This is a genomic window from Cellulomonas xylanilytica, assembly GCF_007989805.1.
In the GTDB taxonomy this organism is placed as follows: domain Bacteria; phylum Actinomycetota; class Actinomycetes; order Actinomycetales; family Cellulomonadaceae; genus Cellulomonas; species Cellulomonas xylanilytica.
Map to the genome: position 1 here is coordinate 44,159 of NZ_BJUB01000008.1, position 22,098 is coordinate 66,256.

Annotated in this window: 22 protein-coding genes and 3 tRNA genes; 15 read left to right on the forward strand and 10 right to left on the reverse strand. The window is 73.3% G+C overall.

Features of this window, described 5'->3' with window-relative positions; translation table 11 throughout:
- Positions 1 to 19: 19 nt before the first annotated feature.
- Positions 20 to 1,027, forward strand: coding sequence for a polyprenyl synthetase family protein (locus tag CXY01_RS13070; protein ID WP_146927886.1), 1,008 nt, complete (start codon positions 20 to 22; stop codon positions 1,025 to 1,027).
- A gap of 190 nt (positions 1,028 to 1,217) precedes the next feature.
- A complete protein-coding gene (locus tag CXY01_RS13075) occupies positions 1,218 to 1,937 on the forward strand; it encodes a PP2C family protein-serine/threonine phosphatase (RefSeq protein WP_246125325.1) in 720 nt (239 codons plus the stop codon).
- Here CXY01_RS13075 and rarD read toward each other — a convergent pair.
- The gene (gene rarD / locus CXY01_RS13080) at positions 1,924 to 2,880 is read right to left on the reverse strand and encodes an EamA family transporter RarD (protein WP_146927888.1); all 957 of its coding nucleotides are present in this window, start codon (positions 2,878 to 2,880) and stop codon (positions 1,924 to 1,926) included. The genes CXY01_RS13075 and rarD overlap by 14 nt on opposite strands.
- Before the next feature lie 302 nt (positions 2,881 to 3,182).
- Between rarD and CXY01_RS13085 the strand changes: the two genes are divergently transcribed.
- Positions 3,183 to 4,970 (forward strand): carbohydrate-binding module family 20 domain-containing protein, encoded by a 1,788-nt coding sequence (locus tag CXY01_RS13085; protein WP_246125327.1) that lies wholly within the window; start codon positions 3,183 to 3,185, stop codon positions 4,968 to 4,970.
- Between the two features lie 274 nt (positions 4,971 to 5,244).
- A complete protein-coding gene (locus CXY01_RS13090; protein ID WP_146927889.1) occupies positions 5,245 to 6,618 on the forward strand; it encodes an FAD-dependent oxidoreductase in 1,374 nt (457 codons plus the stop codon).
- A gap of 115 nt (positions 6,619 to 6,733) precedes the next feature.
- Here the strand turns inward: CXY01_RS13090 and CXY01_RS13095 are convergent, their stop codons facing one another.
- From CXY01_RS13095 to CXY01_RS13105, 3 genes are read right to left on the reverse strand one after another with little or no spacing between them, the layout of a single operon-like run.
- Entirely contained in the window at positions 6,734 to 7,519 is a 786-nt protein-coding gene (locus tag CXY01_RS13095) for an amino acid ABC transporter ATP-binding protein (protein WP_146927890.1), read from the reverse strand.
- Positions 7,516 to 8,382, reverse strand: coding sequence for an amino acid ABC transporter permease (locus tag CXY01_RS13100; RefSeq protein WP_146927891.1), 867 nt, complete (start codon positions 8,380 to 8,382; stop codon positions 7,516 to 7,518). Before CXY01_RS13100 ends, CXY01_RS13095 begins: the two co-directional genes overlap by 4 nt.
- A 7-nt stretch (positions 8,383 to 8,389) precedes the next feature.
- Positions 8,390 to 9,229 (reverse strand): ABC transporter substrate-binding protein, encoded by an 840-nt coding sequence (locus tag CXY01_RS13105; protein WP_146927892.1) that lies wholly within the window; start codon positions 9,227 to 9,229, stop codon positions 8,390 to 8,392.
- Between the two features lie 107 nt (positions 9,230 to 9,336).
- Between CXY01_RS13105 and htpX the strand changes: the two genes are divergently transcribed.
- Entirely contained in the window at positions 9,337 to 10,218 is an 882-nt protein-coding gene (gene htpX, locus CXY01_RS13110; protein ID WP_146927893.1) for a zinc metalloprotease HtpX, read from the forward strand.
- 76 nt (positions 10,219 to 10,294) lie between these two features.
- Here the strand turns inward: htpX and CXY01_RS13115 are convergent, their stop codons facing one another.
- On the reverse strand, positions 10,295 to 10,801 hold the full coding sequence (locus tag CXY01_RS13115) for a YajQ family cyclic di-GMP-binding protein (protein ID WP_146927894.1): 507 nt from the start codon (positions 10,799 to 10,801) through the stop codon (positions 10,295 to 10,297).
- Between the two features lie 150 nt (positions 10,802 to 10,951).
- On the opposite strand from CXY01_RS13115, the gene CXY01_RS13120 reads away from it, so the two are divergent.
- Both CXY01_RS13120 and CXY01_RS13125 read left to right on the forward strand, forming a co-directional pair.
- Positions 10,952 to 11,033, forward strand: a tRNA-Tyr gene (locus tag CXY01_RS13120).
- A 77-nt stretch (positions 11,034 to 11,110) separates the two neighbouring features.
- Entirely contained in the window at positions 11,111 to 13,204 is a 2,094-nt protein-coding gene (locus CXY01_RS13125; protein ID WP_146927895.1) for a RecQ family ATP-dependent DNA helicase, read from the forward strand.
- A 7-nt stretch (positions 13,205 to 13,211) separates the two neighbouring features.
- Here the strand turns inward: CXY01_RS13125 and CXY01_RS13130 are convergent, their stop codons facing one another.
- Both CXY01_RS13130 and CXY01_RS13135 read right to left on the reverse strand, forming a co-directional pair.
- The gene (locus CXY01_RS13130) at positions 13,212 to 13,808 is read right to left on the reverse strand and encodes an isochorismatase family protein (protein ID WP_146927896.1); all 597 of its coding nucleotides are present in this window, start codon (positions 13,806 to 13,808) and stop codon (positions 13,212 to 13,214) included.
- A 21-nt stretch (positions 13,809 to 13,829) separates the two neighbouring features.
- A complete protein-coding gene (locus CXY01_RS13135) occupies positions 13,830 to 14,294 on the reverse strand; it encodes a hypothetical protein (protein WP_146927897.1) in 465 nt (154 codons plus the stop codon).
- Between the two features lie 128 nt (positions 14,295 to 14,422).
- Between CXY01_RS13135 and CXY01_RS13140 the strand changes: the two genes are divergently transcribed.
- The 5 genes from CXY01_RS13140 (at position 14,423) to CXY01_RS13160 (ending at position 15,750) form a co-directional block, all read left to right on the forward strand.
- A tRNA-Thr gene (locus CXY01_RS13140) sits at positions 14,423 to 14,495 on the forward strand.
- Positions 14,496 to 14,556: 61 nt separating this feature from the next.
- Positions 14,557 to 14,630 (forward strand) — tRNA-Met (locus CXY01_RS13145).
- A gap of 85 nt (positions 14,631 to 14,715) precedes the next feature.
- Positions 14,716 to 14,886, forward strand: a complete 171-nt coding sequence (gene rpmG, locus CXY01_RS13150; RefSeq protein WP_013770136.1) for a 50S ribosomal protein L33 — start codon at positions 14,716 to 14,718, stop codon at positions 14,884 to 14,886.
- Between the two features lie 10 nt (positions 14,887 to 14,896).
- Positions 14,897 to 15,346 (forward strand): FAS1-like dehydratase domain-containing protein, encoded by a 450-nt coding sequence (locus tag CXY01_RS13155; protein ID WP_146927898.1) that lies wholly within the window; start codon positions 14,897 to 14,899, stop codon positions 15,344 to 15,346.
- On the forward strand, positions 15,343 to 15,750 hold the full coding sequence (locus CXY01_RS13160; RefSeq protein WP_146927899.1) for a MaoC family dehydratase: 408 nt from the start codon (positions 15,343 to 15,345) through the stop codon (positions 15,748 to 15,750). The genes CXY01_RS13155 and CXY01_RS13160 overlap by 4 nt, the downstream gene beginning before the upstream one ends.
- On the opposite strand, the gene CXY01_RS13165 is transcribed toward CXY01_RS13160, so the two are convergent.
- Entirely contained in the window at positions 15,743 to 16,810 is a 1,068-nt protein-coding gene (locus CXY01_RS13165; RefSeq protein WP_246125369.1) for a LacI family DNA-binding transcriptional regulator, read from the reverse strand. The two genes, CXY01_RS13160 and CXY01_RS13165, sit on opposite strands and share 8 nt — an antisense overlap.
- A gap of 183 nt (positions 16,811 to 16,993) precedes the next feature.
- Between CXY01_RS13165 and CXY01_RS13170 the strand changes: the two genes are divergently transcribed.
- The 3 genes from CXY01_RS13170 (at position 16,994) to CXY01_RS13180 (ending at position 20,766) form a co-directional block, all read left to right on the forward strand.
- Positions 16,994 to 18,337 (forward strand): MFS transporter, encoded by a 1,344-nt coding sequence (locus tag CXY01_RS13170; RefSeq protein ID WP_246125329.1) that lies wholly within the window; start codon positions 16,994 to 16,996, stop codon positions 18,335 to 18,337.
- 14 nt (positions 18,338 to 18,351) lie between these two features.
- Positions 18,352 to 19,602: an MFS transporter gene (locus tag CXY01_RS13175; protein ID WP_146927901.1), complete on the forward strand. Its 1,251-nt coding sequence runs from the start codon at positions 18,352 to 18,354 to the stop codon at positions 19,600 to 19,602.
- A gap of 63 nt (positions 19,603 to 19,665) precedes the next feature.
- Positions 19,666 to 20,766: a UDP-N-acetylmuramate dehydrogenase gene (locus tag CXY01_RS13180; protein WP_146928084.1), complete on the forward strand. Its 1,101-nt coding sequence runs from the start codon at positions 19,666 to 19,668 to the stop codon at positions 20,764 to 20,766.
- On the opposite strand, the gene CXY01_RS13185 is transcribed toward CXY01_RS13180, so the two are convergent.
- Both CXY01_RS13185 and CXY01_RS20885 read right to left on the reverse strand, forming a co-directional pair.
- The gene (locus tag CXY01_RS13185) at positions 20,688 to 21,128 is read right to left on the reverse strand and encodes a GntR family transcriptional regulator (RefSeq protein WP_146927902.1); all 441 of its coding nucleotides are present in this window, start codon (positions 21,126 to 21,128) and stop codon (positions 20,688 to 20,690) included. The two genes, CXY01_RS13180 and CXY01_RS13185, sit on opposite strands and share 79 nt — an antisense overlap.
- Positions 21,125 to 22,054 carry a hypothetical protein gene (locus CXY01_RS20885; protein ID WP_186813404.1) on the reverse strand — a complete coding sequence of 310 codons (930 nt, stop codon included), beginning with the start codon at positions 22,052 to 22,054 and terminating at the stop codon, positions 21,125 to 21,127. Before CXY01_RS20885 ends, CXY01_RS13185 begins: the two co-directional genes overlap by 4 nt.
- Positions 22,055 to 22,098 lie beyond the last annotated feature (44 nt).

Consider the following 22,098-nt stretch of genomic DNA (forward strand, 5'->3'; position numbering starts at 1 on the left):
GCCGGGATAGGTTCTAGCCGTGACTTCGTCGACGGCCTTCCCGCTGGCCGACCCTGACCTGGCCGACCGGCTGGCTGCCCGTCTCGCACTCGTCGAGGAGCGGCTGCGCGACGCCGTGACCAACGTGGACCCGCTGGCCGACGACGCGTCGCGGCACCTGGTCAACGCGGGCGGCAAGCGGCTGCGTCCGCTGCTCACCCTGCTCGCGGCCGAGCTGGGGGACGGGTCCCGCCGGGAGGTCGTCGACGCCGCCGTCGTCGTCGAGCTGACCCACCTGGCCACGCTGTACCACGACGACGTCATGGACTCCGCGCCGCTGCGCCGCGGTGCTCCCGCCGCCCACGAGGTCTGGGGCAACTCCGTCGCCATCCTCACGGGCGACCTGCTGTTCGCCCGTGCGTCGGCGACGGTCGCGGGCCTGGGGCCCGACGCGGTCCGGATCCAGGCCGCCACGTTCGAGCGGCTCTGCCTGGGCCAGCTGCACGAGACGGTCGGGCCTCGCCCGGAGGACGACCGGGTGGAGCACTACCTGCAGGTCCTGGCGGACAAGACGGCGTCGCTGATCGCCACGTCGGCCCGGTTCGGGGCGATGTTCGCGGGCTGCCGGCCGGACGTCGTCGCGACGGTGACCGGCTTCGGGGAGAAGATCGGCGTCGCGTTCCAGCTGGCCGACGACGTCATCGACCTGACCTCGGACGGCGACGTGACCGGCAAGACCCCCGGCACCGACCTGCGCGAACGGGTGCCGACGATGCCGGCGCTCCTCCTGCGCGCCCGCGCGGCGCAGGACGGCTCGTCGGAGGAGGACCGCCGCCTGGTCGCCCTGCTCGACGGGGACCTGTCGGCCGACGACGACCTGGCGGCCGCGGTCGCGGCCCTGCGGGTGCACCCCGTGGTCGCTGACACGCGCGCACGCGCCGTCGCGCTCGCGCAGGCCGCCGTGCGCGAGCTGGACCCGCTCCCGGCGGGACCGGTGAAGGACGCGCTGATCTCGTTCGCCGACGCGCTCGTGGACCGCGCCGCCTGACCACGCGGACCGGTCGGCGGAGAGGTCCGCCGAGCGCTGCCGACGACGATTCGTCCCCACCGGTGCCCACCACGCCCGGAACCGGCGGACTGGCTATGCTGACCGTCGACTCACGCCGGGCGGCCCCTGCCCGGCGCACCCGAAGGACGCCGATGACGCACCGGAGCCCCACGCGATGACCGACTCCCGCGTGAGCCTCCGTGTCGGCGTCGCCACGGAGAAGGCCCAGCGAGCGCGCAACGAGGACAGCGTCTCGGTCGACGACGGCCTCTACCTCGTCGCGGACGGCATGGGCGGCCACGAGGCGGGCGAGGTCGCCAGCCGCACGGCCATCGACGCGCTACGGGGGCTCGGTGCTGGGACGCCCACCCCGGCGGACGTGCGGTCGTTCGTCCGGAAGGCGCACGCGGCGGTGCGGGACCTCCCGTCGACCACCGGCCGCCGACCGGGCACCACGGTGACGGGCGTCGTCGTGACGTCGCACGGCGAGACGCCGTGCTGGCTGGTGTTGAACGTCGGGGACTCGCGGACCTACCGGATGGCCGGTGGGGTGCTCGAGCAGGTCACGCGGGACCACTCGGAGGTGGCGGAGCTGGTCGAGCGCGGTCTGGTCGCGGCGGCGGACGCGCCGCACCACCCACGCCGCAACGTGGTGACGCGCGTGCTGGGCGGCGGGGCGTCCGACGTGGAGCCGGACGTCTGGCTGCTGCCGGTGAGCCCGGGGGACCGCATGCTGGTGTGCTCGGACGGGTTGACGGACGAGCTGTCCGACGCGCGCATCCAGGCCGAGCTGCGCGCGCAGGACGAGGCGCAGCCCGCGGCCGACCGGCTTGTCGCGGCCGCTCTCGCCGCCGGCGGGCACGACAACGTGACGGCGATCGTCCTCGACGCGACGCTCAGCCCGCGCTGAGCGCGGAGGTGCGGCGGCTGAGCCGCTGCGCCCTGCTGGTCCGGACGCCGTCGACGGTCAGGATGGCCAGGGCCGTCCACACGAGCGCGAAGCCCCACCAGCGCGCGGCGGGCATCTGCTCGTGCAGGACCAGGACGCCGATGAGGAGCTGCAGCGTCGGGGCGATGTACTGGAGCAGCCCGAGCATGGACAGCGGCAGCCGGCGGGCGGCGGAGTTGAACAGCAGGAGCGGGATGGCGGTCACGATGCCGGACGAGGCGAGGATCAGCGCGTGCGCGGCACCCTCGGTCTCGAACGTGCCCTGACCGACGGCGCTCATCCAGACCAGGTAGCCGAGGGCCACGGGTGCCAGGACGAGGGTCTCGACGGCGAGTCCCGGGACGGCTCCGACCGTCCGACCGACCCGGTTCTTGATGAGTCCGTAGAACCCGAAGGTCACGGCCAGCACGAGGGCGATCCAGGGCAGCTGCCCGTAGCCGGCGGTGATGACCACGACGGCGGCGGCGCCGAACCCGAGTGCCACCCACTGCACGGGGCGCAGCCGCTCGCGCAGGACGACGACGGCGAGCGTGACGGTGACCAGCGGGTTGATGTAGTACCCGAGGGCGGCGTCGACGACGCGGTCCGTGAGGATGCCGAACACGAAGACGAGCCAGTTGATCGCGAGCAGCACCGCAGCGACCGCGAGGACCGTCACGGTGCGCCGGTTGCGCAGCGCGGTGACGAACGCGCCCCACGTCCGGGTCGCCGCCAGCAGGACGAGGCAGAACAGCAGCGACCAGACGACGCGGTGCGCGATGATCTCGACCGCGCCGGCCGGCTGCAGCAGGGGGAAGTACAGGGGCAGGACGCCCCACAGGACGTACGCGCCGACGCCCGTCGCGAGACCAAGCGGGTCCAGGGGTGCCGAGACCGGGCGGGCGGTGGTGGGGGAGTCGGGCACGGGACGAGCCTAGGTCCCGGTTGACGACCAGGGGGACCTCCCCTAGTGTCCGGTTGCAGCAAGTTTCACCGCCGTTGCACGGTCTGTTGCAGGGCCGTGCGGCGTCGGTGCAGCGCGCCCTCCGCCGGCGATCCCGGCGGTCGGCACACCTCCTCCCGGGCCCGGTTCGCCGGTCCCACCGCGTTGCCGCGTGCCGGCACCTCCCGGTGCGCGTCGTGCGGATGCAGGCCGGTCATCGCGACGATGCGGTGACCGCGAGCGGCCCGACGACGACGCCGGGCCCCACCTCGAGGAGTGCCTACGTGTCGACACCGATCCGCCCCCGCCGAGCCGCGCTCGGCACCCTGCTCGCCGCCGTCCTGGCGCTGGCCGGGCTCACGGCCGCCCAGCCCGCGACGGCCGCCCCGGCGACCATGCGGCCCGCCGCCAACCTGTTCCAGTGGACGTGGAACTCGATCGCGCAGGAGTGCACCACGCAGCTGGGCCCTGCCGGGTACGGCTACGTCCAGACGTCCCCGCCCAACGAGCACGTCGTGCTCGCCGGCCAGTGGTGGACCTCCTACCAGCCCGTCAGCTACAAGGTGGCCTCCAAGCTGGGCACCCGCGCCGAGTACAAGGCGATGATCGACACGTGCCGCGCGGCCGGCGTCTCCGTCATCACGGACGTCGTGGTCAACCACATGTCCGGCCAGACCGGTGCGGGCACCGGCTGGGCGGGCACCGCCTACTCCGAGGAGCGCTACCCCGGACCCGAGGGCGGCTACGGCCCGCAGGACTTCCACGCCTGCAAGACCAACATCAGCAGCTACAACGACCGCTACCAGGTGCAGAACTGCCGGCTGGTCGGCCTGCAGGACCTCGACACGGGCAGCGACTACGTGCGCTCCGAGATCGCCGCCTACCTCAACGACCTGATCTCGCTGGGCGTCCGAGGCTTCCGGGTCGACGCCTCCAAGCACATCGCCGCGGGAGACCTCGAAGCCATCAGGGGCAAGCTCACCGACCAGAGCGTCTACATCGAGCACGAGGTGATCGCGGGCGGCGGCGAGCCCATCCAGCCCGCCGAGTACTTCGGCTCCGGCGACTCCAACGAGTTCAACTACTCCCGCCACCTCAAGTCGGTGTTCCAGAGCGGGAACCTGTCGTCGCTGGGCGGCCTCAAGGACCAGTCCTGGCTGCTGCCGACCGACCGGGCCGCGGTGTTCGTCGACAACCACGACACCGAGCGCAACGGCGAGACGCTCAGCTACAAGAACGGCTCGGACTACCGCCTGGCGAACGTGTTCGCGCTGAGCTACCCGTACGGCTGGCCGACCGTCTACTCCGGGTACACCTTCAGCAACAACGACGCCGGGGCGCCGCAGCAGGGCAACGGCAAGGTGAACGAAGCCGTCTGCGGGCAGGGCACCTGGACGTGCGCGCACCGCTGGAACGAGACCGCGCACATGGTCGGCTTCCGCAACGCGGTCGGCACCGCACCCCTGACGAACGTCTGGAGCGACGGCGGCCGGCTGGCGTACGGGCGCGGGTCGCTCGGGTACGTCGCGATCAACCGGAACGGCTCGGCCCTGCAGCGCACGTTCCAGACGTCCCTGCCCGCCGGGCGGTACTGCGACGTCATCAGCGGCGCGACGACGAGCGGCGGCTGCTCGGGCACGACCGTGACCGTCGCCTCGGGAGGGTCGGCGACCTTCACCGTCCCGGCCAACGGCTCCGTGGCCGTGCACGTGGGCCAGCTCGCGGGTGGCACGAGCACTCCGACCCCCACGCCGACCCCGACCCCGACCCCGACGGGCGCCTCGCAGGTCTCGTTCGGGGTGAGCGCGACGACGTCGTGGGGCCAGAACGTCTACGTGGTCGGTGACCGCGCCGAGCTGGGCAGCTGGAACCCGGCGAGCGCCGTCGCGCTGTCGTCGGCCACCTACCCGGTCTGGCGGGCTGCCGTCACGCTGCCCGCCGGGACCGTCGTCCAGTACAAGTACGTGCGCAAGGAGTCGAACGGCTCGGTGACCTGGGAGTCCGGGGCCAACCGGACCGCGACGGTGCCGGCCGGCGGGGTGCTGACCCTGACCGACACCTGGCGCAGCTAGACCGGTCCGAGCGCCGTCCCCTCCGTCGGGGGCGGCGCCCAGGACCCCGTGGGCCGGGGTGGCGTCGAGCGCGTGGAGGTGTGCGGCGCCACCCCCCGGCCGTCTCACGTCTGTCCAGATGCTGGCGCGCAAGGAAGGTTCGCCTCACCGCCGGTCCTACACTGGCTCCGAGCACAGTCCTGCACGGTGCCGTCGGTGGTCCCTGGCCCGAGCCGGGACCCGGCGCGATGCACCAGCCCGCAGGGCTCCCCTGATCGGAAGGCACCCGCGTCCCGTGAGCACCCCGACTCTGCGAGTGGCCGTCGTCGGCGCAGGCCCGGCCGGCATCTACGCCGCCGACATCCTGTCGAAGACCGACCTCGACGTCAGCATCGACCTCTTCGAGCGCCTGCCCGCGCCGTTCGGCCTCGTCCGCTACGGCGTCGCGCCCGACCACCCGCGCATCAAGCAGATCATCGTCGCCCTCCAGAAGGTGCTGGAGCGCGGCGACATCCGCCTGCTCGCCAACGTCGACTACGGCACCGACCTCAAGCTGGACGACCTGCGCCAGTTCTACGACGCCGTCATCTTCTCCACGGGCTCCATCCGCGACGCCGCGCTGCCGGTTCCGGGCATCGACCTGGAGGGCTCCTACGGCGCGGCCGACTTCGTGTCCTGGTACGACGGCCACCCGGACGTCCCCCGCACGTGGCCGCTGGACGCCCAGCACGTCGCCGTCCTCGGCGCCGGCAACGTCGCGCTGGACGTGGCCCGCATCCTGGCCAAGCACGCCGACGACCTGCTGCCCACCGAGGTGCCCGCCAACGTCTACGACATCCTCAAGGCCTCACCGGTCACGGACGTGCACCTGTTCGCGCGCCGCGGCCCGGCGCAGGTCAAGTTCTCGCCGCTCGAGCTGCGCGAGCTGGGGCACGTCCCCGACGTCGACGTCATCGTCTACCCCGAGGACTTCGACTTCGACGAGGGCTCCATGGCGGCCATCCACTCGTCGAACCAGACCAAGCAGGTGGTCAAGACCCTCACCGACTGGACGCTGAAGGAGCCGGAGGAGAACACCGCGAGCCGGCGCATCCACCTGCACTTCCTGCACAAGCCCGTCGAGATCCTCGGCGAGGACGGCCACGTGGTCGGCGTCCGCACCGAGCGCACCGCGCTGAACGGCGACGGCAACGTCACCGGCACCGGGCAGACGCACGACTGGCCCGTGCAAGCCGTGTACCGCGCGGTCGGCTACTTCGGCTCGCCGCTGGTGGACATCCCGTTCGACGACGTCGCCGGTGTCATCCCGAACCGCGAGGGTCGCGTGGTCGACGTCGACGGCGACCAGCTGCCGGGCGTCTACGCCACGGGCTGGATCAAGCGCGGTCCCGTCGGCCTCATCGGGCACACCAAGTCGGACGCGTCCGAGACCATCCGCCACCTCGGCGAGGACGTGGCCGAGGCCGGCGAGGCGTTCTACACCGCCACCGACCGTGAGCCCGAGGCCGTCACGGAGTTCCTGCACGGGCGCGGCGTCGAGGTCATCACGTGGCAGGGCTGGGAGCTCCTGGACGCGTACGAGCGCTCGCTGGGCCAGCCGCACGGCCGCGAGCGCGTGAAGCTCGTCCCGCGTGACGAGATGGTGTCCATCTCGCTAGGCCGCTCCTAGCCGCTCTCCGCAACGTCCGAGGACGTGATCGCTCCGGCGACCACGTCCTCGGACGTCGCTGTCTCTGCAGGCGGTCCGGCGCGCACGCTCGGCCGTTGCTGGCCGGGTGGAGGGGTCAGCCCGTGATGCGGCGGAGGAACTCGCGGGTGCGCTCCTCGCGGGGGTTCTCCAACACCTGCGCGGGCGTGCCGCGCTCGTGCACCCGGCCCTCGTGCAGGAAGCACACCTCGTCGGCGACCTCGCGCGCGAAGCCCATCTCGTGGGTGGCGACGACCATCGTCAGGCCGGTCGACTTGAGCTCGGTCAGCAGCGAGAGGACCTCACCGACGAGCTCGGGGTCCAGGGCGCTGGTGACCTCGTCGAGGAGCATGACGGCGGGCTTGGCGACCAGCGCGCGGGCGATCGCGACGCGCTGCTGCTGACCGCCGGACAGCTCGTCGGGGAAGGCCTGGGCCTTCGCGGCCAGCCCGACCCGTTCCAGCACCGCGAGCGCGTCCGCACGGGCCTGCTCGGGCGGCGTCCCGTGCACCAGCCGGGGCGCCAGGGTCACGTTGTCGATCACGCGCAGGTGCGGGAACAGGTTGTACGCCTGGAACACCATGCCGATCCGGGCCCGGACCGCGTTGGCGTCCAGCCGGGGGTCGGTGATGTCCTGCCCCTCGAGCTCGATGACGCCGTCGTCGACGTCCTCGAGCAGGTCGATGCAGCGCAGCAGGGTCGACTTGCCCGAGCCGGACGCGCCGATGAGCACGACGACCTGGTGGGAACGGACGTCGAGCGACAGGCCGTCGAGCACTACGTGGTCGCCGAAGGCCTTGCGGACCCCGCGCACGGACAGCAGCGGCGGGTCGAGCGTCGGTGGGTGCTGCAGGCCCGGGTCCCGCAGCCGGCCCGGGCTCATCGCAGCGCCCCGCCGCCGGCCAGCGAGCTCTGCGCGCCGACCCATCCCGAGCGCCGGGCCAGCACGTCGGTGAACCGGGTCAGGGGGATGGTCAGCGCCACGAAGAGCACCCCGGCGACGACGTAGGGCGTGAAGTTGGCGTACCGGGCGGTCTCGATCTGCGCGGCGCGGACGGCGTCGATGGCGCCGAGGATCGAGATGAGCCCGGAGTCCTTGGACAGGGCGACGAGGTCGTTCAGCAGCGGCGGCACCACGCGACGGACGGCCTGGGGGAGCACCACGTGGCGCATGGCCTGAGCCCTGGTCAGCCCGAGCGAGCGCGCCGCGGCCACCTGCGACGGGTGCACCGACTCGATGCCGGCGCGGAACACCTCGGCCACGTACGCGGAGTACGTCAGCACGAGCGCGAGCGTGCCCAGCGCCACGGCGGACGTCGGGATCCCCTGCAGCCGCAGACCCGGCAGCCCGAACCCGACGAGCAGCAGCACCAGGATCAGGGGCAGCCCGCGGAACACGTCGACGTACCCGGTGGCCAGCGCCCGGACGGGGAAGAACACCGGGCCGCGCAGGGTGCGCGCGAGGGCGAGGGCCATCGCGACGACGACGATGAGGACCGCGCTGACGGCCATGACCCGGATGTTCAGCCAGAGGCCCTCGAGGATCGCGGGGAACGACTCCTGCGCGACCTCCCAGTCGAAGAACGAGGCCCGGACCCGTGGCCAGCCGGGGGAGGAGGTGAGCGCGAGGACGGCGACCGCGACCAGCGCCACGGTCGACACGACCGCGACGGCGGTGGACCGGCGGGCACGGCTGCGCCGGTAGGCGTCCCGCTCCTGCTGGCGCTCGGAGGGGGTCCAGCTCACAGGATGCTCACTGCAGGACCGGTGCACCTGCGGCGTCGGTGAGCCACTCGGCCTCCAGGTCGCCCAGCGTGCCGTCCTCGCGCAGGGCGTCCACGGCGTCCGTCACCGGTCCGGTCAGGGCGCTGCCCTTGTCGAGCACCAGCCCGAACTCGTCGCCGCCGGCGCTGTCCGGCAGCTGACCCAGGAGGATGCCGCCGTCGAGCTCCGCGGCCGTGATGTAGAGCGCGGTGGGCAGGTCGACGACGATCGCGTCGACGAGGCCGGCGGTCAGGGCCTGCTTGACCTGGTCGTTGTCGTTGAACGGGGACACCGGGGTGGTCGGGTCGATGGTGTCCTGGGCCGCGGTGAGGCTCGTCGTGCCGACCATCGCACCGATCTTCAGGCCCTTCAGGTCGGCGAGCGTCGTGGCCGCGGCGCCGGCCGACCCCTCGAGCGTCACGACGGCCTGGGTGGTCGTGTAGTACGGCGACGAGAAGTCGAGGTTCGCCTTGCGCTCGTCGCTGATCGACACCTGGTTGATCGCGACGTCGAAGTCCTTGGCGCCCGGCGCGATGATCTGGTCGAAGCTGGCGACGGTCCACTCGACGTGGTCCTCGTCGAAGCCCAGCTCGTCCGCGACCGCGTACGCGACGGCCGACTCGAAGCCCTTGCCGCTGGACGGGTCGTTGTCGACGACCCACGGCTCGTAGGCCGGGTCGGAGGTCGCGATGGTCAGGACCCCGTCCTTCACCGTGGACAGCGCGCCGTCGGTCGCGTCGTCGGACGAGCCCGCGTCGTCGGTGGGGGCACAGGCCGCCAGCGCCAGGGCGGCGACGGCGGCGAGAGTGGTCCAGCGGGCTGTGCGCACGGCGTGCTCCGGGGGTGTCGTGGGGGCGTCGGGCACAGGATACGAGGGAACCTCGTCCCCTCGGCGAGCGTTCCACCGGTGCACAGGAGTCAGGAGAGAGAGCAACCATGGGTCACCGGCACTTCAACGGCGTGAAGACGGCAGCACTGTTCGGCGTGCTGTGGGCCGTCCTCCTCGGCATCGGGTGGCTGCTCGGCCGCGGCACCCCCAAGTTCCTCCTGCTGTTCACGGTGATCGGCCTCGTCGCGACGGCGTACAGCTACTGGAACTCCGACAAGATCGCGATCCGCGCCATGAAGGCCCGCCCGGTCAGCGAGATCGAGCAGCCGGCGATGTACCGGATCGTGCGTGAGCTCTCCACCGCGGCCCGCCAGCCGATGCCGCGCCTCTACATCTCGCCGACGGCCGCGCCCAACGCCTTCGCCACCGGCCGGAACCCGAAGAACGCCGCGGTCTGCTGCACCGACGGCATCCTGCAGATCCTCGACGAGCGCGAGCTCCGGGGCGTCCTCGGGCACGAGCTCATGCACGTCTACAACCGGGACATCCTCACGTCGTCGGTGGCCGCGGCGGTGGCCGGCGTGATCACCTCGCTCGCGCAGTTCGCGCTGTTCTTCGGCGGCGGGAGCGACCGCGACCGCGGCAACCCCCTCGCCGGCCTGCTCCTGGCGTTCCTCGCGCCGATCGCCGCGATGATGGTGCAGCTCGCCATCACGCGCACCCGCGAGTTCGATGCGGACGAGGACGGCGCCCGGCTCACCGGCGACCCGCTCGCGCTGGCCTCCGCGCTGCGCAAGCTGGAGCAGGGCACCCGGGCCCGGCCGCTGCCGCAGAACCGCGAGCTCGTCGACGTCTCGCACCTGATGATCGCGAACCCGTTCCGCGGCGCCGGCATGGCCCGGCTGTTCTCGACGCACCCGCCGATGGCGGACCGCATCGCGCGCCTGGAGGCACAGGCCGGCCCCCAGGACGGCATCCGGCGCTACTGAGGTCGACCGCACCGCTCCGTCGACCGGGGGCAGGAGGCAGCGGCCTGCGTCGTGACGACCGCTGCCCCGTGCCGCGTCAGCGGTAGTTGGTGAACTGCAGGTCGGCGTCGACGTCGGCGCCCTTGAGCAGCGCGATCACGCTCTGCAGGTCGTCGCGGCTCTTGCCGGTCACGCGCAGCTCGTCGCCCTGGATCTGGGTCTTGATGCCCTTGGGCCCCTCGTCGCGGATGATCTTGGCCACCTTCTTGGCGGTCTCGCTGCTCAGGCCCTCCTTGATGAGCGCCTCGAGGCGGTACTCCTTGCCGGACGGCTTGGGCTCGGGACCGTCGTCGCCGCCCGTGTCGAGCGACTTCAGCGAGATGCCGCGCCGGATCAGCTTGGTCTGGAACACGTCGAGGACCGCGAGGACGCGCTCGGACGAGTTGGCGATCATGAGGATCTTCTCGCCGCTCCACGCGATCGACGCGCCCACGCCCTTGAAGTCGTACCGCTGCGCGATCTCCTTGCTGGCCTGGTTGAGGGCGTTGTCCACCTCCTGGCGGTCGACCTTGCTGACGACGTCGAACGATGCTTCGCTCGCCATGGTTCTCCTCCTGCTGCCCGCGGTGACGCGGGCTGGTCGCTCGGGGGCGTGCCCTGTTTCGCTAGCACCGCCCGGGTCTTGCTATCCTTCCACCCGCACGCTGCACGCGCGTTCGCCCCTGAGGCGACTGCTCGTACGGTGGGCATCCCCGGCGGGTTACCCGAGTGGCCAAAGGGGGCTGACTGTAAATCAGCTGGCAACGCCTACGGGGGTTCGAATCCCTCACCCGCCACGTTGTGACCACGACCCCGGACCGATGCGGTCCGGGGTCGTGTCGTTGGTGTGGGCGAGGGCTGGCAGGGTGGGCGCGTGCCCGAGACCACCCGTGAGTCAGCACTCGCCGTGCTGCGCCTGCTCGTCGGCAACCCCGACGCCGACTTCCACGACGGCCAGTTCGAGGCGATCGAGACGCTCGTCGACGACCACCGCCGCGCGCTCGTCGTGCAGCGCACCGGGTGGGGCAAGTCGGCGGTCTACTTCGTCGCGACGATGCTGCTGCGGCAGCGCGGCGCCGGGCCGACCGTGCTGGTGTCCCCGCTGCTGGCGCTGATGCGGGACCAGGTCGCCGCCGCCGAGCGCGCGGGGGTCCGTGCCGTGGCGATCAACTCGACCAACGCCCACGAGTGGGACGAGCTGCTGGAGCGGCTGGGTGCCGACGAGGTCGACGTGCTGCTGGTCTCCCCGGAGCGCCTGAACAACCCCGCGTTCCGGGAGAACCAGCTGCCCGCGCTCGTGCGGCGCCTCGGCCTGCTGGTCGTCGACGAGGCGCACTGCATCAGCGACTGGGGCCATGACTTCCGTCCCGACTACCGGCGCCTGCGCGACCTCATCGCGTCGATGCCGGCGGGCGTGCCGGTGCTGGCGACGACGGCGACCGCCAACAGCCGCGTCGTGGCGGACGTCGCCGAGCAGCTGGGCACGGGCGACGCCGAGGAGGTCCTGACCATCCGCGGGCCGCTCGCCCGCGCGTCGCTGCGGCTCGGGGTGCTGCGGCTGCCGACCGCCCGGGCGCGGCTGGGCTGGCTGCTCAGCCACCTGGGGGACCTGCCGGGCTCCGGCATCATCTACACGCTCACGGTGGCCGCCGCCCAGGACACCGCACGGCTCCTGCGCGAGGCCGGGCACGACGTGCGCGCGTACACCGGCCAGACGGACCCCGCCGAGCGGGAGGAGTCCGAGGCGGCGCTCAAGGCCAACCGGGTCAAGGCCCTGGTCGCGACGAGCGCGCTGGGCATGGGCTTCGACAAGCCGGACCTGGGCTTCGTGCTGCACCTGGGGGCGCCCTCGTCGCCGGTGTCGTACTACCAGCAGGTCGGCCGCGCCGGCCGCGCGACCGCCAGCGCCGACGTGCTGCTGCTGCCCGGGCCCGAGGACCGGGACATCTGGCAGTACTTCGCGACGGCGTCGATGCCCGACGAGGACCGGGCGCAGCGCGTGATCGCCGAGCTGTCGGACCGGCCGCTGTCGACGCCCGCGCTCGAGGCCCGCGTCGACATCCGGCGCACGCCGCTGGAGCTGCTGCTCAAGGTGCTCGACGTCGACGGTGCCGTGCGGCGGGTGCAGGGCGGCTGGGTGGCCACCGGGCAGCCGTGGACCTACGACGCGGAGCGGTACGCCCGGATCGCCGCCGCACGGCAGGCCGAGCAGGAGCACATGCTCGAGTACGAGCGCACGGACGGCTGCCGGATGGAGTTCCTGCAGCGCAGCCTGAACGACGACACGGCGACCCCCTGCGGCCGCTGCGACTCCTGCGCGGGCCCCTGGTACCCGACCGACGTCGGGCAGGACGCCGCCGCGTCGGCCGAGCGCTCGCTGGACCGGGTCGGTGTGCCGGTCGAGCCGCGGGCGCAGTGGCCGGTCGGCGCGGACCGGCTGGGCGTGCCGGTGCGCGGCAAGATCCCCGAGGCGGAGCGGGCGGTCGAGGGGCGGGCGCTCGCGCGGCTGACGGACCTGGGCTGGGGGACCGCCCTGCGCGACGTGTTCGCGGCCGGTGCGCCCGACGCGCCGATCACGCCCGCGATGCTGGCGGGGTGCGTGCGGGTGCTGGCCCAGTGGGAGTGGGACGAGCGCCCGGTGGCGGTCGTCGCGCTCCCGTCCCGGCGGCGCCCGCTGCTGGTCGACTCCCTCGCGCGCGGGCTCGCCGAGGTCGGCCGGCTGCCCTACGCGGGCGCCCTGGCGCCGCGGGACGGCGGCCCGACCGGGCAGCCGGGCGGCAACAGCGCGTTCCGCCTCGCGGGCGTCTGGGGCCGTCTGGACGCCTCCGCGCTGGAGCTCCCTGCCGGACCCGTCCTGCTCGTCGACGACCTCGTCGACAGCCGCTGGACCATGACCGTGGCCGCCCGCGAGGTGCGGCTGGCCGGTGCGTCGGCCGTCCTGCCGTTCGCGCTGGCGGTCCGCGGCTGACGGTCGCTCAGCCGGCGTCGCTCGCGGTCAGCGTCACGCCCTCGTCCGCGAGCCTGGCCACGGCGCGCAGGGTGGTCGGCAGGGCGACCGCGGCGGTCAGGTCGAGCAGGACGGTGGCCGTGAAGCCGGCCGAGACGGCGTCCGACGCGGTCGCGGTGACGCAGTGGTCGGTAGCCAGGCCGACGACGTCGACGTCGGTGACACCGGCCGCGGTCAGCACGTCGGCCAGCGACCCCGACGCGTCCACCACGTCACCCTCGAACCCGGAGTAGTCCTGGCGGCTCTGGCCCTTGCGGACGTGCACGGTGCCCGGCGGCAGCGCCAGGTCGGGGTGGTACTCGGCCCCGGGCGTCCCGGCGACGCAGTGCACCGGCCACGTCGTCACGAAGTCCGGCGGCGCGTCCACCGCGAAGTGACCGGCGTTCGTGTCCGGCAGCGGTGCGTGCCAGTCCCGGGTGGCCACGACCATCGCGTACCGGTCCGCCTGGTCCGCCAGGTAGCCGGTCACGGCGCGGGCGACGGCGCTCCCGCCGTCCACGGCGAGCGCGCCGCCCTCGCAGAAGTCGTTCTGGACGTCGACGACTATCAGGGCTCGGGTGCTCATGAGCCCATCATGAACCGCGCGTCAGGAGCTCGCCCCGCAGGTGTACGTCCCGGGCGTCAGCGAGATGGTGTTGCCGTCGTACAGGGTGTCGAACGTGCCCGCATCCTGCGCGGACGCGAAGACGACGCCGACACCGAGCGGGTTCGTGAACCCGGTCAGGCCGGCGAGCAGCTCCTCGGCCCCGGTCTGGCAGGCCGGGTCCCACGGGAGGGTCTGGTAGCCGAGGGTGCCGAGCGAGTCGATCGTCGGCTGGAGCTTCGCGGTGTCGCCCTCGCCGGTCTCGACGACGTCCGTCCAGACGACGTAGATCGGCTCGGTCGTGCTGGTCGGGTCGATCGCCGTCGGCCACGCCGGGGTCGTCGCGGTGACGGCGGGGTCGGCGTTCTCCTGGCCGTCGTCACCGCCGCCGCCCGTGCAGGCGGCGGTGCTGAGCAGGGCGGCGGAGAGCGTGAGGGCAGCAACGATGCTGCGTCGGGGCTGGCGCATGGCCGGGATCGTGGCACGCGGAGACCGGCGCGGACCATGAGATGAATCGATTAGGTACCGGCTGGTCCGACCGCCCGGCGGAGCCGATTTCGCGAGCACCCCGCAGCCCGTGTAACCTTGCTCGCGCTGCCCCGATAGCTCAGTCGGCAGAGCGTCTCCATGGTAAGGAGAAGGTCAAGGGTTCGATTCCCTTTCGGGGCTCTGTGGTGTGTTCGACGAAGGTGCCGTGATTCCGCGGCACGGACCAGGAACGCATCGACATGGCGGGGTAGCTCAGGTGGTTAGAGCACACGGCTCATAATCGTGGTGTCGCGGGTTCGAGTCCCGCTCCCGCTACTTCCAGTGACACAACAGCGCGTCGGCCGGCGCGCAATGACGAGATCGCAGGCATCCGCATCCGGGTGCGAGAGGTGGCAAGACCATGGCCAGCAAGAGCGCGGACGTCCGCCCGAAGATCACGCTCGCGTGCACGGAGTGCAAGGAGCGGAACTACATCACGAAGAAGAACCGTCGGAACGACCCCGACCGTCTCGAGATGAAGAAGTTCTGCCCGCGCGACAACCGCCACACCGTGCACCGCGAGACCCGCTGACCTCCGGCCGATGCCGGTCGACGTCGGGTACGCGGGTCGTCAGTACCCGCCGACCGCTGCCTACGAGGTAGGCCGCCAGAAGCTGCAGGAGTTCGCCGACGCTGTCGGTGCCTCCCACCAGGCCCACACGGATCCGTCGGTGGCGCGCGCGCTCGGGTATCCCGACGTGATCGCGCCGCCGACGTTCGCCGTCGTGGTGGCCCAGCGGGCCGAGGCCCAGCTGTTCGAGGACCCCGCCGCGGGGATCGACTTCAGCCGCGTCGTGCACGCGGACGAGCGCTTCACGCACCACCGGCCCATCCACGCGGGTGACCGCCTGGTCACGGTGCTGCACGTCGACTCCATCACCGTGCGTGCCGGCCTCGCCATGATCACCACACGTGCCGAGATCGCGTCGGAGGGCGGCGAGCCGGTGTGCACCGTCGTCTCCACGCTGGCCGTGCGTCCGGAGGAGTCATGACCCTGGCCGTCGGCGACGAGGTCGCCCGCCGCGAGATCACCGTCGACCGCGCCCGCCTGGTCCGGTACGCCGGCGCCAGCGGGGACTTCAACCCGATCCACTGGAACGACCGTGTCGCCACCTCGGTCGGCCTGCCCGGCGTCATCGCGCACGGCATGTGGACGATGGGGGCTGCGTCCGGCGTCGTCTCCGACTGGGTCGGGGACCCCGGTGCGGTGCTCGACTACCAGGTGCGCTTCACGCGCCCCGTCCCCGTACCCGACCCGGGTGCGGCGACCATCGAGGTGATCGCCGTCGTCGGCGCCCTCGACCCCGAGGCCGGCACGGCGCGCATCGACCTCACCGTCTCGGTCGACGGCGTCCGGGTCCTGGGCAAGGCCCAGGCGCTGGTCCGCCTCAGCTGAGGTCGGGGGCCGGCCCGGTCGTCGTCCCGATCCGCAGCGTGACCGCAAGCTCGCGGCGGGACGGTCCGGCCCCGGACAGGAAGTCCTCCACGGCGTGGCCGACGGCCGCGCCCTTCTCGGCCAGCGGCTGCACGACGGTGGTCAGCACGTCCGGCGCGAGCCAGGGCAGGTCCAGTCCGTCGAACCCGCTGACGGACACGTCCTCGGGCACGCGCAGCCCGAGCTCGCGGGCGGCGAGGACGACCCCCGAGGCGAGCAGGTCGGACTGGCAGGCGATGGCCGTCGGGCGGTCCGGGCCGGACAGCAGGGCGGTCCCGGCGGTGCGGCCGTGCTCGACCAGCGAGGCCGGCGTCTCCCAGATCGCCACGGGGGTCACGCCCGCGTCGGTCACGCCGGCGAGGCGGCGGCGGGTGATCTCCCAGTCGAGGTGGTCCATCTGGTCGGGCGGGACGAGGCCCTCGCCGCGGCACCGGTCGAAGGGAAGGGTCACCGAGGCGATCCGGGTGTGCCCGAGCTCGAGGAGGTGCTCCGTCGCCTGGCGCATCCCGCCGCGGTCGTCGATGCCGACGGTGGCCACGTCCGGCGCGTGCTGACCCTCGACGAGGACCGTGGGCGTCCCGCGCCGGCGCAGCGCACCGAGCATCGGGTCGTCGGTGGTGCCGCCCCACATGATCACGGCGACGTCCATGGCGGCGGTCTCGAGCAGCGGGTCCACCGCGGGGCCGCTCGGGTCGCTCGAGCCGGGGATGAGCAGGACGCCGAGGTCGAGCGGGCCCAGGGTGCTGACGAGGCCGTCGAGCACCTGCACGGACACGGGGTCGCGGAACGACCGGCGCAGCGAGTCGCCGACGACCACGCCCACGATCCCGGACCGCCCGCGGCGCAGCTGGCGACCGAGCGGGTTGGGCCCGGAGTAGCCGAGCGCCGCCGCGGCGTCCAGCACCCGCTGGCGGGTCGCCGCAGCGATCGGTCCCGCCCCGGAGAACGCGAGCGAGGCGGTCGACACGGAGACGTGCGCCGCAGCGGCGACGTCGGCCAGGGTCGGGCGTTGCGGAGACAGTGTCGGACCTCCGGATCGGCGTCGCGGACCAGCGGGAACGCGGCGCGCGGGCTGCTTGCACAGGTTTGACGCAGCGGCCAGCGTACCCGCACAATGACACGGTCCCTCAAATCGATTCGACATCACTGACGGGGCACCGATCGAATCGATTCGAACCGACGCCAGGACGATGGAGCAGAGCCCGTGCACCACCCCGCCCCCGCCGTGAGTCGAGCCCGCTGGCTCCTCATGGGACTCTTCGCGCTCGCCGGCATCGCATTCTCCAGCTGGCTCGCCCGCATCCCGGCGGTCCGCGACCTGCTCGACCTGTCCACGTCCGAGCTCGGGCTGCTGCTGCTCGTCGGCTCCGTGGGCGCGCTGCTCACCGTCACGGTGTCGGGCGTCGTGGTGCAGCGGTTCGGCAGCCGGGCCGGCATCGTCGCGTCGACCGTCGTCCTCGCGGTCGCGCTGGTACTCATGGGGGTCGGGCCCACCGTCGGCTCGGTCGCGCTGCTCGCGGTCGGCATCTTCCTCAACGGCGTCGCCGTCGCGCTCGGAAACGTGCCGATCAACGTCGAGTCCGCCCGCATCGAGCGCGCGATGGGTCGCACCGTCATCCCGCAGTTCCACGCGGCGTTCTCGATCGGTGCGGTCGCGGGGTCGGCGCTGGGCGCCACCGCATCGCACCTCGGCATCCCGGTGGCGGTGCAGTTCACCGCCGTCGCCGCGCTCGCCGTCGTCTGGCGCCTGGCGTCCCTGCGCGGCCTGGTCCTCCCGGACACGCCGGGCGACCGGCCGCGCACACCCCGCCGCGCGTCCGTCGGCACCCCCACGGTCGGTCGGCGCCGCCGCGTCGCGACCGCCCTGGACTCCTGGCGCGAGCCGCGCACGCTGCTCATCGGTGTCGTCGTCATGGCCGCCGCCCTCTCCGAGGGGTCCGCCAACGACTGGCTGTCGCTCGCGGTCGTCGACGGCTTCGGCCGGTCCGAGGCGGTCGGCGGCGCGATGCTCGGTGTGTTCGTCGGCGCGATGACGCTGGTCCGGCTGCTCGGCACGCGCCTGCTCGACCGGTTCGGGCGGGTCGACGTGCTGCGCGTCTCCGGCGTCGTCTCCGTCGTGGGCCTGCTGCTGTTCGGGTTCGCGCCGACCTTCGCGCTGGCCGGTGCCGGCATCGTGCTGTGGGGCTTCGGCGCGGCGCTGGCCGTGCCCGTCGGCATCGCGGCCGCGTCCGACGACCCGCTGCGGGCCGCCGGCCGCGTGGCGGTCGTGTCGTCGTTCGCCTCGGTGGCCTCGATCGCGGCGCCGCCGCTGCTCGGCATCGCGGCCGCGTCCACGGGAGCCCGGCACGCCCTGGCGCTGATCGCCGTGGCGATGGTCGCGAGCGTCCTGCTCGCCCACCAGGTCGCCCCCGAGAGCCCGTCGATCGAGGACGAGCCCGTGCGTCATGACGTCGAGGACCCGACGGCCCTCGACCTGCCCGATCCCACCCCGCACACGCCCGATGCTCCTCGTGCGCGTGCCCTGACCCTGACGGGGACGACATCATGAGCACCGGAGGGCCGATGACGACGCCAGCGGGACACGACGACGAGCTGACCACGACGGGCGCGCCCGCGCGCGTGTCCCGGGCGGTCGAACGGGCGTCGATCGCCGTGTTCGCGGTGTTCTTCCTCAACGGGTTCAACTTCGCCAGCTGGGCCGCCCGGCTCCCCGCGATCCGGGACGGGCTCGACTTCTCCCCGGCGCAGATGGGGCTGCTGCTGCTCGTCGGCTCCGTCGGCTCGCTCGTGGCGCTGCCCCTGTCCGGGATGGTCGTCGAGCGGCTGGGCGCGCGGCGCACGGTCCTGGCCTTCGCGTGCCTGAACGCCGGCGGCCTGGTCGTGGCCTCGGTCGGCGTGGCGCTGGGCCAGGTGCTCGTCGTCGGCTTCGGGCTCGTCCTGTTCGGCGTCGGCACGGGCGTCTGGGACGCGTCGATGAACGTCGAGGGCGCCGTGGTCGAGCAGCACCTGGGGCGCACCGTGATGCCCCGCTACCACGCCGGGTTCTCGTTCGGCACCGTCGCCGCGGCCGGTGTCGCCGCCGTCGCCGCCGGCCTGCACGTGCCGGTCGTGGTGCACATCCCGGTCGCTGTCGTGCTGTCCGTCATCGGCGTCGCGTTCGCCGTGCGTGCCTTCCTGCCGATCGTCGACGAGCCGGAGGTCCGGCACGAGACCGAACGTCCCCAGAAGGGTGCCCGGGGTGCGCTCGCCGCGTGGCTCGAGCCGCGCACGCTGCTGATCGGGCTCGTCGTCCTGGCCGCAGCGCTCACGGAGGGCTCGGCGAACGACTGGGTCAGCCTCGCGGTCGTCGACGGCTTCGACGTCCAGGACGCCGTCGGCGCGGTCGCGTTCGCCGTCTTCGTCACGGCGATGACCGCGATGCGCTGGTTCGGCACCACGCTGCTCGACCGGTACGGCCGCGTCACGGTCCTGCGCCTGTCCGCGGCGCTGTCGCTGGTCGGTCTGCTGGTCTTCGGCCTGGCCGGGCCGCTGTGGCTCGCCGTGGTCGGCATCGTGGCGTGGGGCGCCGGGGCCGCGCTCGGGTTCCCGGTGGGCATGAGCGCCGCGGCGGACGATCCCGTGCGCGCCGCCGCCCGGGTGAGCGTGGTCTCGACCATCGGCTACAGCGCGTTCCTCGCCGGTCCGCCGCTGCTCGGGCTGCTCGCCCAGCACGTCGGCTACCGGCACGCGCTGCTGGTGATCATCGTCCCGATCGTGCTCGGCCTGCTGGTGGTCAACGCCGCCGCGCCGTTGAAGAAGCCGGCCCAGGGTTAGCCTGGTCGGGTGCAGACAGAGCTGAGCACGGCCGACTGCTCGCCGGCGTCCGTCCCCCCGACGATCACGTGGCCGGCCCGGACGACCTCGTCGTCGACCCTCGCGGACCTCACGACGCTGCGCGTCGGCGGACCGCCGCGGCGGTACGTCGAGACGTCCACCGAGGCCGAGCTGATCGACGCGGTCCGCGCAGCCGACGCCGACGGGGAGCCAGTGCTGGTGCTGGGCGGCGGCTCGAACCTCCTGGTCGCCGACGCCGGCTTCGACGGCGTCGTCGTGCGGGATGTGCGCAGCGGCATCGAGGTGCCGGACGCCTCCGCGTGCGCCGGGGCGACGCTCACCGTCCCCGCCGGGACGCCGTGGGACGACGTGGTCCGGTACGCGGTCGAGCAGGAGCTCACCGGCATCGAGACGCTGGCCGGCATCCCGGGGTCGACGGGCGCGACGCCGGTGCAGAACGTCGGCGCGTACGGCCAGGAGGTGTCGCAGAGCATCTCGACGGTCCGGGTCTGGGACCGCGGTCGCGGCAAGGTCCGGACGCTCCCGCTCGTCACGCTCGCGTTCGGCTACCGGACGTCGCTGCTGAAGCGGTCGATGCGCGAGACCGACCCCGCCGACCCGCGCGCCCCCTGGGCGCCGACCCCTCGCTACGTGGTGCTCGACGTGACGTTCCAGCTGCGCCCCGGCACGCTGTCCCGCCCGATCGCCTACGCCGAGCTGGCCCGCACGCTCGGGGTCGAGGTCGGCAGGCGGGCCCCGCTGGCGGACGTCCGCGAGACCGTGCTGGCGCTGCGGGCCCGCAAGGGCATGGTGCTCGACGGGGACGACCACGACACGTGGAGCGCCGGCTCGTTCTTCACCAACCCGTTCCTCGCCCCCGACGCGGCGGCGGAGCTCCCGGACGACGCGCCGCGCTTCCCCACGCAGGACGAGCGCATCAAGACGAGCGCGGCCTGGCTCATCGAGCGGTCCGGGTTCTCCCGGGGCTTCGGCGCGCCGGGACCGGCCAGCCTGTCGACCAAGCACACGCTCGCGCTGACCAACCGCGGGGGAGCGAAGGCGGAGGACCTCCTGGCCCTCGCGCGTCAGGTGCGCGACGGCGTCCGGTCGTCCTTCGGCGTCGAGCTGGAACCCGAGCCCGTGCTGGTGGGCGTCTCGCTCTGACGCCCGAGCAGCGCACCGTGCACCAGCACGAGCGCCTCGTCGTCGCTCAGTCCCGCCGCGCGCACCGCCGACACGTACGTCTCGGCAGCGCGTCGTGCGAGGTCCGTGGGCACCGACGCGCCCTCCGCGATGACGGTCCCCGCGCGTCGACGGGTCTCGACGACGCCCTCCGCCTCGAGCTCGCGGAACGCGCGTGCCACGGTCCCGGCCGCGAGCCCCAGGTCGGTGGCCAGCGCGCGGATGGTGGGCAGCCGGTCGCCCGCGACCAGCCGACCGGCCGCGACGTGCGCGACGACCTGCGCCCGGATCTGCTCGAACGCGGGCACGCCGGAGGTGAGGTCCACCTCGAGCTGGGCGGTCATGCGGCGACCTGCGCGGGCTGCGTGTAGGGCTCGGCGCGCTGCGACGCCGGCGCGGACGGGCGGGCGCGGGACGCCCGGACGGCGACCACGACCGACACGATCACGATCACCAGCGCGGTGAGGCGGCCCACCGTGCCGACGACCTCGGAGCTGCCGCGCCCGAAGGCGTCCGCCCAGCGTGGCTGCACGGCGGCCACGGCGTTCGCGGCGAAGAACAGGCAGCCGGCGAGCGTGCACGCCGCGACCAGCTGGACACCCGCCAGGATGCGTGCCGCGGACGTCCGGCGCAGCGCCACGTCGTCCGTGGGGGAGGTGTCGGACACGGCCGCGCGTCGAGCGACGAGGAGGAGGACGCCGACGCACCCGAGACCCAGCAGGACCGTCGCCGGGACGATGGTCCGGCCGTAGTAGGCGCCGGGGAACGGGCTGGCCGTCGAGACCAGCTGGTCGGCGTGGGCGTACGACAGGCTGCGGCCCCCGGTGCCCGCCGCCAGCGCGCACACCGTCAGCAGCACGCCGAGGGCCGCGAACCACGCGGCCGTCAGCCAGGCGAGGGTGTGCGGCGTCACGTCACGGATGCGTCGCCGGGCGAGCGCTGCCCGTCGCACGGCGCCGGCCGGTCGGGGCCACGTCAGCTCGCCGGCGGCGTGGACGGCCACGAAGGCGATCCCCGCGACGGCCGGGAGCGCGGCGACGACGGCGCCGCGTGACGGTCCGCTCAGGCTGCCGGTCAGGGCCGCCGCGAGGAGCACCGGCAGCGGGACGAGCGCCGCCCAGGCGGCGGCGGAGACCCGGCGGGCATGCCGCTCGGCGGCGATCCACGCCTGCGACGGCGTCGCCGGCCCAGCTGTGCGCACGGGTCGCAGGGACCAAGCAAGACCGGCCACGAGCAGCGCGACGAGGATGTACCAGACCCAGCTGGCCATGACGACCTCCCTGTATCAATCAACTAATGCATTGATACAATCGC

What these genes read in the sequence shown, in the direction of transcription:
- CXY01_RS13095 (WP_146927890.1), bottom strand. Translation starts at nt 7,519, where the DNA reads ATGAGCCCGGGCCGGCTGCGGGACCCGGGCCTGCAGCACCCACCGACG.
- rpmG (WP_013770136.1), top strand. Translation starts at nt 14,716, where the DNA reads ATGGCCAGCAAGAGCGCGGACGTCCGCCCGAAGATCACGCTCGCGTGC.
- CXY01_RS13160 (WP_146927899.1), top strand. Translation starts at nt 15,343, where the DNA reads ATGACCCTGGCCGTCGGCGACGAGGTCGCCCGCCGCGAGATCACCGTC.
- CXY01_RS13175 (WP_146927901.1), top strand. Translation starts at nt 18,352, where the DNA reads ATGACGACGCCAGCGGGACACGACGACGAGCTGACCACGACGGGCGCG.
- CXY01_RS13115 (WP_146927894.1), bottom strand. Translation starts at nt 10,801, where the DNA reads ATGGCGAGCGAAGCATCGTTCGACGTCGTCAGCAAGGTCGACCGCCAG.
- CXY01_RS13130 (WP_146927896.1), bottom strand. Translation starts at nt 13,808, where the DNA reads ATGAGCACCCGAGCCCTGATAGTCGTCGACGTCCAGAACGACTTCTGC.
- CXY01_RS20885 (WP_186813404.1), bottom strand. Translation starts at nt 22,054, where the DNA reads ATGGCCAGCTGGGTCTGGTACATCCTCGTCGCGCTGCTCGTGGCCGGT.
- CXY01_RS13155 (WP_146927898.1), top strand. Translation starts at nt 14,897, where the DNA reads ATGCCGGTCGACGTCGGGTACGCGGGTCGTCAGTACCCGCCGACCGCT.
- CXY01_RS13135 (WP_146927897.1), bottom strand. Translation starts at nt 14,294, where the DNA reads ATGCGCCAGCCCCGACGCAGCATCGTTGCTGCCCTCACGCTCTCCGCC.
- CXY01_RS13185 (WP_146927902.1), bottom strand. Translation starts at nt 21,128, where the DNA reads ATGACCGCCCAGCTCGAGGTGGACCTCACCTCCGGCGTGCCCGCGTTC.
- htpX (WP_146927893.1), top strand. Translation starts at nt 9,337, where the DNA reads ATGGGTCACCGGCACTTCAACGGCGTGAAGACGGCAGCACTGTTCGGC.